The organism is Nocardia amamiensis NBRC 102102 (genome assembly GCF_001612745.1).
GTDB classification, from domain to species: Bacteria; Actinomycetota; Actinomycetes; order Mycobacteriales; family Mycobacteriaceae; genus Nocardia; species Nocardia amamiensis.
Window position 1 is genome coordinate 1 of sequence record NZ_BDBA01000079.1, and the last position, 11,227, is coordinate 11,227.

12 protein-coding genes are annotated in these 11,227 nt (G+C 64.7%); 3 read left to right on the forward strand and 9 right to left on the reverse strand.

Going from position 1 to position 11,227, the window contains the following annotated elements; translation table 11 throughout:
- Positions 1–761, reverse strand: a 761-nt coding sequence (istA, locus tag NA4_RS16460; RefSeq protein ID WP_157129059.1) for an IS21 family transposase, incomplete at its 3' end; no start/stop codon positions are given.
- Positions 762–1,242: 481 nt separating this feature from the next.
- Here istA and NA4_RS16465 point away from each other — a divergent pair.
- The 3 genes from NA4_RS16465 to NA4_RS16475 all read left to right on the forward strand — a co-directional run bounded on the left by NA4_RS16465 (position 1,243) and on the right by NA4_RS16475 (position 5,290).
- Positions 1,243–3,588 carry a DEAD/DEAH box helicase gene (locus NA4_RS16465; RefSeq protein WP_067470514.1) on the forward strand — a complete coding sequence of 782 codons (2,346 nt, stop codon included), beginning with the start codon at positions 1,243–1,245 and terminating at the stop codon, positions 3,586–3,588.
- Between the two features lie 257 nt (positions 3,589–3,845).
- The gene (locus NA4_RS16470; RefSeq protein WP_245671423.1) at positions 3,846–4,514 is read left to right on the forward strand and encodes a cysteine hydrolase family protein; all 669 of its coding nucleotides are present in this window, start codon (positions 3,846–3,848) and stop codon (positions 4,512–4,514) included.
- A gap of 467 nt (positions 4,515–4,981) precedes the next feature.
- On the forward strand, positions 4,982–5,290 hold the full coding sequence (locus NA4_RS16475) for a hypothetical protein (protein WP_067470516.1): 309 nt from the start codon (positions 4,982–4,984) through the stop codon (positions 5,288–5,290).
- A 399-nt stretch (positions 5,291–5,689) separates the two neighbouring features.
- Here NA4_RS16475 and NA4_RS43675 read toward each other — a convergent pair whose 3' ends face one another.
- The 8 genes from NA4_RS43675 to NA4_RS16520 all read right to left on the reverse strand — a co-directional run bounded on the left by NA4_RS43675 (position 5,690) and on the right by NA4_RS16520 (position 11,225).
- Positions 5,690–6,175, reverse strand: a complete 486-nt coding sequence (locus tag NA4_RS43675) for a GNAT family N-acetyltransferase (protein WP_067470518.1) — start codon at positions 6,173–6,175, stop codon at positions 5,690–5,692.
- A gap of 25 nt (positions 6,176–6,200) precedes the next feature.
- Positions 6,201–6,740, reverse strand: coding sequence for a GNAT family N-acetyltransferase (locus NA4_RS16490; RefSeq protein ID WP_067470519.1), 540 nt, complete (start codon positions 6,738–6,740; stop codon positions 6,201–6,203).
- 119 nt (positions 6,741–6,859) lie between these two features.
- Positions 6,860–7,156, reverse strand: a complete 297-nt coding sequence (locus tag NA4_RS16495) for a DUF5915 domain-containing protein (RefSeq protein ID WP_067470520.1) — start codon at positions 7,154–7,156, stop codon at positions 6,860–6,862.
- Positions 7,157–7,760: 604 nt separating this feature from the next.
- Entirely contained in the window at positions 7,761–8,189 is a 429-nt protein-coding gene (locus NA4_RS16500; protein WP_067470521.1) for a YbaB/EbfC family nucleoid-associated protein, read from the reverse strand.
- On the reverse strand, positions 8,186–8,662 hold the full coding sequence (locus NA4_RS16505; RefSeq protein ID WP_067470522.1) for a DUF7674 family protein: 477 nt from the start codon (positions 8,660–8,662) through the stop codon (positions 8,186–8,188). Before NA4_RS16505 ends, NA4_RS16500 begins: the two co-directional genes overlap by 4 nt.
- Positions 8,659–8,943 (reverse strand): hypothetical protein, encoded by a 285-nt coding sequence (locus NA4_RS16510; RefSeq protein WP_067470523.1) that lies wholly within the window; start codon positions 8,941–8,943, stop codon positions 8,659–8,661. The genes NA4_RS16505 and NA4_RS16510 overlap by 4 nt, the downstream gene beginning before the upstream one ends.
- Positions 8,940–10,349: a WXG100-like domain-containing protein gene (locus NA4_RS16515; RefSeq protein ID WP_067470524.1), complete on the reverse strand. Its 1,410-nt coding sequence runs from the start codon at positions 10,347–10,349 to the stop codon at positions 8,940–8,942. The genes NA4_RS16510 and NA4_RS16515 overlap by 4 nt, the downstream gene beginning before the upstream one ends.
- Positions 10,350–10,667: 318 nt before the next feature.
- Entirely contained in the window at positions 10,668–11,225 is a 558-nt protein-coding gene (locus NA4_RS16520; protein WP_373862799.1) for a copper resistance CopC family protein, read from the reverse strand.
- Between the last annotated feature and the right edge of the window lie 2 nt (positions 11,226–11,227).

The following is an 11,227-nucleotide window of genomic DNA, read 5'->3' on the forward strand; positions in this document are numbered from 1 at the left end:
TTCGGCTTCCCACGCCGGGCCGGATCCACCAAAGTGCCGTAATGATGCGCCAATTCGGCATAAGACCGGTTGATCTTCGGGTCATACAAATCCGGGCGCGCCACCCCGGTCCGCAGATTGTCGGGCACCAGCCGGGCCGGGACACCACCGAAGAACGCGAACGCCTCCACATGCGCATGGGTCCAGGCCTGCTGGTCCATCGTCAGCACCGGACGCACGAACATCATCCGCGACATCGCCAACACCATCACAAACGCCCAGATCCGACGCCTGCGCCCACCCACCGGATCGACCCACGAACCCAGATACCCGTAATCGATCTGAGCTTCTTCACCCGGCGGCGGGTCATCGCGCAGCACCGTCACCTTCGCCCGCTGGTCCTCCTCCGGAAGGTTCGCTTCCACATACCTTTTCAGCGACGACACCGACGCCGTCAAACCCTGCTCATCGCGCAACCGCTGCCAGATCGTCTGCTTGCTCACCCCAGCCTTGAGCATCGAAACGATGTAATCGCGGTGCTGCTCGATCTGCGGCCACGTTGTCTGCCGCACCCTCGTGTCGGCCAAGTGCGGGAACCACTCCCGCACCAGCTCGCCCCACTCCTGCGGCGACCGCACCGGACCACCAGGCGCCAGCCCGGCCGCTATCGCCGGGCCCACATACTTCTTCACCGTCTTGCGGTCCAACCCCAGGCTGGACGCGATCTGGCTCTGCGAACGACCCGCATGCCAGTGGATCAAGATCTCGGTCACATCGACCACGTCGAACGTTCTCCTCGCCAATTCTGGCTCCCATCACCTTCATCAGATGGGAGCAGCCAACTTCCTGCGAGGACCACACCAGCCGCAACACCCCCACCACGGTGGGGAATTACGTGAACGACACCCTGCCCAATTACGTGAACGACGATCCGGGAATTACGTGAACGAAAACCGGCTCAACCTGGGGATTTCCGTGAACGCCGACACGTGGCGCGGGTTGCCGGAAAGGCGCCACGAATGAGAGGTAAGGCGAGGATCAGTCCTCGCTGGTCAGCCGGAGCCTCCACTCTGGTGTGGTCTCCATACATCGAGTCGACCACACGCTCGCCCGTCGACTCGTCTTCATCGTCTGTCAGACCGGACACGGGATCTCATCCGATCAGGGGGTGTTTTCCGTACGTGTTCGCTGCTGAGTCTCGGTTTCGGTGTCAAGGGGGAACCGACTCCTCTCGGCCTGTTCTTCCGTGCACACTGGGTGCCCATGGAGCGTTTTCCCGGCGAACTCGACTCTCTGCGTGCAGAGAACACCCGGCTGCGGAATCTGTTGCGGCTCACCGAGGAGCAGGCACGTGCTGCGGCGCCGGACCAGACCGCCGCTGAGACGTTTGTCGATATGCAGTCGACGCCGGAGGCGAAGGTCAGATTCTATCTCGATCTGTTCCGGTGCCGATCCGATACCTACGCTGTGCGCTGGGAGAACCAACGCGATGGCCGATCCGGATGGGTTCCCGCGATCCGCGGCCACTGGCGCAAGGGGATGTCCGCAGCGGAGGCGTCCTACCTGCCGCTGACCGAGGACGTCGTCGCCGACCATCTGCGCGGCAAGCATCACATCGGCCTGTACCCGCTGACCGACGACGACACCTGCTGGTGGGTCGCCGCCGATTTCGACAAGGACACCGCCATGCTGGATGCGCTGGCGTACGTGAAAGCCGCTCGCGCCACCGACATTCCAGCCGCGCTCGAGGTATCCCAGTCCGGTCGCGGCGCGCACGTGTGGATCTTCTTCGCCCACGCCACACCCGCGGCGTCGGCGCGGCGCATCGCCACGGCTTTGCTCGCCGAGGCGATCGGGTTGCGCGGCCGCATGAACCTGTCCAGCTACGATCGGCTGTTCCCGTCGCAAGACACCCACACCGGACGCGGAGTCGGCAACCTCATCGCCGCGCCACTGGCCGGAGCCCGCCGCCAGCACGGCACCACCGTGTTCCTGGACCCCGCAACGTTGGAACCGTTCGACGACCAGTGGGCATACCTGTCCAGCATCCCCCGACTGTCCCCGAAACAAGTCGGTGCGCTGGCCGACTCGCTGCCCCAACCGAAGGTCGGCCACGACGTGCGCCGCCTGCAAATGCCGACCTCATCGAAGATCATGCCCCGACCCGCAGCGCTCGTTCGAGCGTCGTTCGGCGCCCGCATCCGATTGACGGCCACCGATTTGGGTCCGGCGATGATCTCCGCGGTCAAACACGCCGCATCCATCCCGAACCCCGAGTTCTACACCCGCCAACGCGCACGCCGAAGCACCTGGGACACACCACGATTCCTCCGCAGCTACGACGAAACACTCGACGGAGACCTGATCCTCCCACGAGGCCTGCTGCCATTGCTGACCACACTCATCGAATCCACCGGCAGCACCCTGCACCTCGATGACACCCGCATCCACGGCGCAGCCCAGCAGTTCAGCTGCTCGGCACAGCTTCGGCCAGAACAACAGCACGCGCTGCGCACCATCGACACCGCAGACACCTCGCTCCTCGTAGCGCCACCAGGCACCGGCAAGACCGTGATCGCGTGCGCGGCCATCCAGTCCAGAGCCACCTCGACACTGATCATCGTCGACCGCAAAGCACTCGCCGATCAATGGCGTAACCGGATCGGCGAACACCTCGGCGTGAAGTGCGGGCAGATCGGCGGCGGCCGATCCAAAACCACCGGCATCATCGATGTCGCCCTGCTGCCCACGCTGGCCCGCAGAACCAACATCGAGGAATTGACCTGCGGCTACGGATTCGTCGTGGTCGACGAATGCCATCACGTGGCGGCGATGGCCTTCACCGACGTCCTGAACAAGATCCCCGCCAAATACTGGCTCGGACTAACCGCCACACCGTACCGCCGTGACCGGCTCGACGACCTCATCTACCACCAACTCGGCTCCCACACCCACACCATCGAAGCCCCCAAGCCGGGCCAACTGCCGTCGAACGGTGCCGCGCCGGCCCCGCACCCGGTCCTGCACGTCCATCCCACCCGCTTCGCCTACACCGGCGACGCTGACCCCACGCAGCCGGGCGGAATGGCGACAATCTACCGCGCCTTGGTCGCCGACGAGGACCGCCTACAGCAGATCGTCACCGACATCGCCGCCGCGCACCACAACGGCGCGAACATCCTCATCCTGACAACCTGGGTCAACCACCTCACCACCATCGCCGACCGGCTCACTGCCGCCGGTCTCGGCGAGATCATCATCCTGCGCGGCGGAATCGGCGCCCGCGAACGCCAATCACTGACCGAAACCATCGCAGCCCGGCAAGCGAGCGGGTCGCCGCTGTTGATCGTCGGCACCGGCCCCTACATCGGAGAAGGCTTCGACTGCCCAGCACTGGATACCCTATTCCTCGCCGCCCCAGTGAAGTTCAAAGGCCGCCTGGTCCAATACGTCGGCCGCATCACCCGCGCACATCCCGGCAAAACCACAGCCACCGTGCACGACTACCACGACACCCTCACCCCCGTCATCGCCAAAACACTCCACGACCGAGCACCCGGATACACCGAACTCGGCTTCCCCGACCCACGCAAACAACTCAACAGCTGACCCGACCTGACCCAAGCTCGATGGACCCGGTTCACCGTGCTGTGCTCACGCGACCGTCACGGCCAGCCTGCCTCGGATCGCATGAACCTGGAAGGCCGAGCCGAACCCACCGTCACACGAAATGCGGTGACATCATCACCGCAGATGAGCGGCAGCTCAGGCGAACCGCCGCGCAGTGAAGCAGGCGGGCCCTACGCTGTCTTGGCCGAGGACAGTCATGTTTATCAGTTGGGGAACCGTTGTCCGACACTGCGTTGTTGCTTATCGATCTGCAGAACAGCTACCTCGTCCAAGACGTCCGCGACGCGCTGGGATGGCCGCCGATCTGGCGGCTGGACCAGGTCGTGAGCGAATGCCGTGAACTGGCCGAATCCGCCCGGTCCTCGAACATCCCGGTGGTGTACTCACGTCAAACCCCCAGCCCGGCAGGGCTACTGGCGCTCAATCCTCGCTCCGCCCGGCATCGACGCTTACGCGCACCGCTGCTACCGAACCTGACTGCCGAGGACCGGCACTGGCGGTCCCAGATCATCGACGCCGTAGCACCACAGCCGAATGATCTGGTGCTCGACAAAACACGGCACAGTTTCTTCGCCTACACCGAGCTCGACCCGATCCTGCGCAGCATGAACATCCGCCGACTCATCGTCGCCGGGCTACAGACAAACGTGTGCGTCGAGGCCACTGTTCGCGCTGGCCTGGAACATAATTTCGAGGTGGCCGTCGCCGAAGACGCGGTCAGTACCGATGGGCCCGCCCTGCACTTCGCAGCGCTCAACGCGATGCGGGTGCTCTACGTCGAGGTCGCCCCTTGGCGCGAACTCATCGCCCCTGGCGCACTCTGGGACCTGGCGTACCGGACACCGAACTACGGCCGCGACCCCGCCTACTGGTCAGACCCGAACATACCCCTACCGACCCAATAACACAGACTCATAGCTCGGACTCATATCTCGCTCCCCGGCGGACGAGCGCCGAGCCTGTCGCCACCTCGCCGCACACACAGCAGGTCGTAGACAAGATTCCTGTCGAAGCCCAGTTGACGACCACGAATCACCAGCATGGCGACAGGAGGCCGCCGGAGCCCCGACAGCGATGTGCTGGCGGTCTCGGGGCCGCGAGCCGCCGACTGAGGAGGCAATTCCCAGGCCGCCGTATGGGCGCGGACTTCCTCTTTCACGTGCGGGTCATCTCAAGATCGAATTTCAGGTACCCGATTGTGATTTCATGCGCCGGAGCAGAAGGGTCACGAGGTGGTTGCGTGAACGTTCGTTGCACGGAAATCGGCTGTGTTACTGAGTGATTCACCCCGCGCACCTGGCGCACCGTGGGCGTCCGCCGCATAGACTGGTTCCTGTCGGCCTGTTCGGTGCGGGCGAGGGAAGGGGGCGCTGTGACCGCAGCGTTGTTGGCGGCGCTTGCGGGCATTGACGGTGTCACGCTCGGCCGGTTATGGGATACCCGATTGGAGTCGGCACGCTGCCGTCGGGATCAGAAGACTGCCAGCTATCAGCGAGTCATCGAGCAGTTCCAGGCGACCTACGAGGCTGTGCGCGTCGTCGCGTTGACCGATCTGGACGAGGATTCGTTCAAGTCTTGGTGGAGCACACCCGAACAGGTGGATTCGCGGCCTGGGACGGCGCGGTGGCGGCAGTGTGGTTACACGGCTCCGCCGGTGTCGTCGTTGCCGCAACCGAACTAGATGAGGCTGTCGGCCAACTGTTCTACGCCGCGGCCGACCGGAGAATTCACGACCGCGATGATTGGAACAAGGCCCGTCGACCCGCCCGCGAGGCATTCGAACGGTTCATCGCCGCTGCGCGCAACGAACTCGACCTCCCATCGGTCCCGGTCCGGATCTTCACCGACCCACCAGTCCACGACAACACCCCGCCCTCCGGGAGGGATACGGTTAGCAGCGGCGGGCACGGTGACCACCGCGCGATGATTTTCATCATGTCCATTTGTCCGAGCCGAGAAGACGAAGGCTCATGATGACGGAGTCCCACAGCTCGTCGTTCGCGCGCAGATAGTGCACCCGCAGCACGCCCTCAGCGCGGAAGCCTGGATCGGTGGTTCCGGAATGTTCCGACTCGAAAGATCACGCACCGCGGACTCGCTCGTAGAGACTGGTTGGCCATTTCGCATTTGCCGGGTCTGCAACATACCGGAAGCCAGCAGCCTCATAGTAGGCGCGTAGCGCCGGGTTATCGGATGATGTCGCCAGCCGCACGCGGAACACGCAACGGCGGCGGGCTTGGTCCTGGACCCAGTCCAGGATTCGATACCCCAACCCTCGCCCAGCCGCCGACCGGCGGACGGCGAGCCGCGACACATGCAGGGCCTGGAGATCGTCGTTCCAAAACTCGCCTCGCTCAGTGACAACGAATGTCGCAGCCACTGTTTCCGTTTCAACGAGCATGAGCGACCCCGACTCGATCTGCGCTCGGATCGACTCTAGTGGGAACCGTTCCGGCCACTGCTCGATGCCTCGTCCGCGAAGCCATGCCGCAGCTTCCGCGAGGATGTCCAGGACGAGATCCGATTCATAGAACTGTGCGGGCCGAACACGTATGCCCGTCTGCATCTGACTACCCCTCACTACCAGGCCATCACATGTCGCCGGATCGTGGGAACGCGAGGGTCTTCACGTACCAGTCGAGTGGTCCGTCGTCTTCAGTTGTCTGATGGCTGTAGATGAAGCCGCAGTGTCTGGCAACGGCGGCAGAGGCCCGGTTGTCGGGGTGGACGCGTATCACGGCCTGGTCGGCGAGCTGCTGGCTGGCGAGGTACACGCATGCCAGGCTGACGGCGCGACCAGCAGCGCCTCGGCCGCGAAACTCAGCGTATATGCCGTAGGCCAGGCTTGCCTGCCGCTTCTCGCGATACGGTCGCTTCGTGTCCAGGTCGATGGTGCCGATCATCGTTCCGGCGTCCAGGTGCTCGATCGCGAATGTCTTGCCGGGAGCGTCTGTCTCCCACTCGTGGACGCATCGGGTGAAGTAGTCGGCCACCGACTCGGGTGTGCTGTGACCGCCGCTGTACCAGCGGGCGAATTCGTCGTCCTCGCCTGCCAGATGTGTCATGGCGTCGGCGACCGTCACAGGCCGCAGTCGCACGATGCCGTCCGTCAGTCGGATGTCCTGACTCATTCGGAAAGCATGCCTGGTCGATTGTCCCCGGCGCCAACGACTTTCGACAGGCTGGCTGGTTGGCGTTCTCCGGTGTATGGCCTCGTCGACAGACTTCGCTACCGACGAGGCCGCAGCCGTCAGTTTCGGTGGCCCTGGACGGTGATTTGTATGCCGTCGCCGACGGTGCCGGTGAATCCGTCGGCCAGCTCGACGGCAAGCGTTGTCGACGTGGCCAGGGTCTCATGGGCGATGAGGTTTTCGTGCTGTCGGATGGCTGCTGTGACGTCTTCCGGCGCGGCGATACTCAACGAGATGCATTCGGAGACATCCAGTCCCGCGTCCATGCGTGCGTTCTGCATGACGCGCACGACATTGCGTGCGATGCCTTCCGACAGCAGCTCGGGTGTGAGTTCAATGTCCAGGGCGATAGTCACGCCGCGTTGGGCCTCCGCGATCCAGCCGCTGCGCGGCAGCTAGGTCACGATGAGGTCGTCGGCTTCGAGACGAATTTCACTGCCGCCAAAGATAATAGACCTGCGGGACCGACCCGGGCACAGGAGAAGCGGCCAGGCACCGAGCCGGAGGACTTCCCGGGACCGCCATTCGGTGTACACGTCCGCTGAGCAACGACCGACACGCGAGTATAGGGGCATCGCCCTTCTACCCGCCAACCCGACCGGGGGTGGGTCCGACCTACACTGGCCTTCCGCCGCGCGTCTGGTGCGTTCGTGCCCGGACGCCATGAACAGGCAGACGCCTCATCGCGCCACCCGACCCGCGCGAGTGAACCGAAGACGCTGCCCGGGCAGGCCGCCCTGGAGAGGGACTTCACCGACCCACGCGACGTCACTGGATGCAGCTGGGGCGCACGTGATCATGGATTCGCGGCGGTCGAGGAAACGCTGGCAGTACTCATGGGATCGGGATGGCGATCCCCTCCGGCCGTGGTGATCGACTTTGGAGTGCGACCGCTACGCGCGGCTGTACGTCACCGTAGGCGATTCGCGTCGGTTCGAACCGAAGACGGCTGCCAGCCCGTCAGCTGGTCCAGCCCCGGTTCATGCGTTCGTAGTAGGCGTCATCGGCGGCTTGGATCTCTGCTTCGGTGGTCTGGCGGGGTTCGGGTTTCGGCGCAGTGTCCGCCTGGGCGAACAGCTGTCGTAGCGGCTGCTGGAGACGCGGGTCCGCGCGCTGGATGATCTGTTCGGCCTGGGCCTTTGCGTCGGCGCGGGCGCGGCGATGACAGTCGAGGAGGGCGGTGGTGAGCTGGGTGTTGCGCCAGCGCATGGCGGCGGGGGCGATCTGCAGGTTGGTGATGTCACCGGCAGCGTTGACCTCGACGCTGACACCGCGGACTTCACCGCGGCCCCGCACCGCCGCGACGGCGTTGGACAGTCGCTGGCTGTTGCGGCGGATCTCGGCGAGGTTGTGCTGGAGCTGTTGTTCCCAGGCGGTCAGATCGGTCATCGACGGCCCAGCTTCTTGAGGATCTGCTTCAGCACGTCCGGCATCGGCCGCTTCTCCTGCTCGCGCACCTTTTCCTGCCCGGTGTAGAGCCGGTAGTGGCGGGCGAGTTTGGGGCCGAGGAGGGTGACGACGGCGGGGTCGTCGTAGACGTTTTCGACGAAGGATGTGGCGATCAGGTCGGAGACCGGGTTCTGTCCGTCACCCCACTCCTGCTCGAGCCGATCGAAGAACGGCTGCAGACGAGCGGCAGGGTCGGGGCTGTCATGCGCCACACTGCACACCCAGCGGGCGATGTCGCCCATGAGCAGGGTGGGCAGCATCTCGTCGTAGTCGCGGATGTGCTCGGCGATCAGCGGCCGGATCTCTGGTTCGAGGTCGGCGAGTCCTTCGATGAACGCCGCCTGGTCGGGCACCAGGCTGCGGGTCCAGGTGTGGAGCAGGTCGAGGATCTGTTCGCTGGTTTGCTCGGTCATGACCGCTGGTTTGTCGAGGCGGTCGGGTTGGGTTGGTCGATCAGATGTTGGCCGACGCGCACATGGTCGGTGTCGGCGCGGTCGACGACGAGGATGAATTGCCCGGGTTCACCGCCGCCGTGGAATTCGAGGCCGATCACTCGTACGGGTGCACCGGTGACCGAGTCGTAGAGGACGTCACCGGAACCGATGTCTCCGGATGCGAGGCTGCCCGCCACCAGCAGTCCGCCGCGGCTGGTGATGTCGAAGACATCGGTGACCGTGAAGTCGACCTCGCTCATGGATGCTCTCCTCGGTATCGGGCTAGTGCGGACGCTTCGACAGCGTAGGCTTCGGCCTCGAGGTCCCGGATGCTGTCGGAGCCGACCCGCGCTCCACTGCGCAGCTGTTGCACATGTTTCATTTCGTGGGCGATCGTCGCAACCAGGGTTTCCTCGTCGGAGAAGGCTGCGGGCCCGAATCTGATCTGTTGTCCGCCCAGCTCCGAGGGCGTGACCGCGCACGCGTCCTGGAAGTCGAGATAACGCACCTCGTCGAGTTCTTTGACGATGTGGATATCCACTCCCGTGAGGTCGATACCGGCCTTCTGGGCGGCCGCGGCGATGGTGTCGGCCGACAACTCGAGCGCGCCACCATTTTCCAGGACGTCGAGGTTCGTCCGCGGACCGCTGCGCGAGAACAACTGGATGCCGGCCTCACCGCTGCGGCCCCACAACCTGGGCACAGCCTGTTGCAGCCATCGGCCGAGCCTGGCGAACATCGATTTCAGGGTGGTCCCGATGTGGCTGGTGACGCGGGCAGCGATCGTGGCGACCTTGCTGACCAGCCGCGTGATGACGGCGCCGATCCTCGTGGCGTACACACCGATACGCGCGAGGATGCCCGCGTTTCCCAACTCTGACAGTCCACCGGTGAACGGTGCCGCGACCTGGAGCGCGGCCTCCGTAGCGGCGGTTTCGATGAGCATCTTGCGCAGCTCGTTCAGGATCTCGTGATGGGCATCGTCGAGATGCTGTGCGTATTCCTCGCAGGCGTTTCCCAGCACCCGGAAGCCCGCGGCGACCTGATCGAGGTTCACACCCATTTCCGAGCACGTCGTGATCGCGGACGGGATCTCCGGTGACTGCTGGTTCTCCAGCATCCCGACAGCGGTAGAGATCGGGCCACCGGCATTCACCAACGCATCGGCAGCGCTGTGCCATACAGTCTTCGCAGCCCGCAGCTGGTGCTGGTCACCATCGGGCCACATCAACCCCGAAACCGCTTTGATCAGCACCCAACCGAACGGCTCGGGCCCGCTCGCTCCGGACGCCGAGGGCACATACAGCGCAAGACACGGCTCGAACCCCAATGCCGGTAGCGGAGGTGGCGCCACAGTAGCGGGGTTCGATGCGGCCTCTCCCGATGCATGGTTGTATGCCCCCGCAGCGAGTAGATCCGATGTTCGCGCGCACGCCGAGATCAGCTTCGCCGACGTCTGGACCGCGGTGCCAGCTGCCTCGTCGTAGGCCTTGACCCACGTCGTGCCTGCGTTGTCGGTGCCTCCCATTCCCGCGTATCCACCCAAAGTCCGTACCAGCGCGGCGTGAACCTCGATACCGTCGTCGCGCACCGATCCGAAAGCTTCGCCCGCCGAACGATATTCCTGATGACGGCAGACGATGATCGGGAACGTCGGTGGCGCCATCTACGGCTCTCAATCCCTGTTGTCAACGCAACCCTGCCCCACGGACACGTGGGGGTTGCCGGACGAGATCGCCATCGTGCCGAGGATAGTCGGCTCGTCGGTCTGCTCGGCTCTGGGTCTGGACGGCTCGCTGTGGCGGTCGGCGGTATCGCTGGGAATCGTGTCTGTCATGGCGAGAGATCACGAACATCGCCACCTAGTTGACAGGCATCAGTTGATCCGGATGTGCGCCGACGGATACGGACTCGGCGCCGCTTACTCGTCAGATGACTCCCGCAGGCCCGAAACGGGGTTCGTCAATTTTCCGAAGGTGGTGGCTCAGGGTCGCTTGCGACCGTTTTTGCTGCGGAGCAGGAGGGTGAGCAGTGCAGCGGCGACCGCGACGATCAGTGCGGCGGGGATCCACAGCGGGAATCCGTTGTCGTTGTCTTCTTGCGTGGCCGAGGGGGTGGCGGTAGTGGGCGCGGCTAGGGATTGCGGGGCTACGGCGGTGGTGGGGTTGGGGAGATTGCCGGGTTGGGTGAGGGTGAAGGTGTAGCTGCCGGAGACGGGGTGGCCGTCGGCGGAGACCACTCGGAAGCCGACGGTGTACTGGCCGACTGGGCCGAGCCCGTCGAGATCGACGCTGACGACGGTGCCGTCGACGTGTGGTTGGGAGCGCTCCCAGCGCTGTCCGTCCGGGCCGGTCACTGTGAGGTTCGCGAACGCTGACTGGATCGGCTCGTTGAACGTGAGGTTCACCCGTGGCGGCGCGGTAGCGATTTCGGTGCCGTCGGCGGGATCGCTGCTGGCGAGTGCGCTGTGCGCCGAGGCCGTGCCCGCGGTGAGGACCGCGACGATGCAGACGATGGCGCTCATCAAGAGTGCTCGGTGAATCC

Excerpts from the sequence above, each read along its gene's own strand:
- NA4_RS16505 (WP_067470522.1), bottom strand. The coding sequence starts at position 8,662 with ATGACCGAGCAAACCAGCGAACAGATCCTCGACCTGCTCCACACCTGG.
- NA4_RS43675 (WP_067470518.1), bottom strand. The coding sequence starts at position 6,175 with ATGCAGACGGGCATACGTGTTCGGCCCGCACAGTTCTATGAATCGGAT.
- NA4_RS16490 (WP_067470519.1), bottom strand. The coding sequence starts at position 6,740 with ATGAGTCAGGACATCCGACTGACGGACGGCATCGTGCGACTGCGGCCT.
- NA4_RS16515 (WP_067470524.1), bottom strand. The coding sequence starts at position 10,349 with ATGGCGCCACCGACGTTCCCGATCATCGTCTGCCGTCATCAGGAATAT.
- NA4_RS16500 (WP_067470521.1), bottom strand. The coding sequence starts at position 8,189 with ATGACCGATCTGACCGCCTGGGAACAACAGCTCCAGCACAACCTCGCC.
- NA4_RS16510 (WP_067470523.1), bottom strand. The coding sequence starts at position 8,943 with ATGAGCGAGGTCGACTTCACGGTCACCGATGTCTTCGACATCACCAGC.
- NA4_RS16465 (WP_067470514.1), top strand. The coding sequence starts at position 1,243 with ATGGAGCGTTTTCCCGGCGAACTCGACTCTCTGCGTGCAGAGAACACC.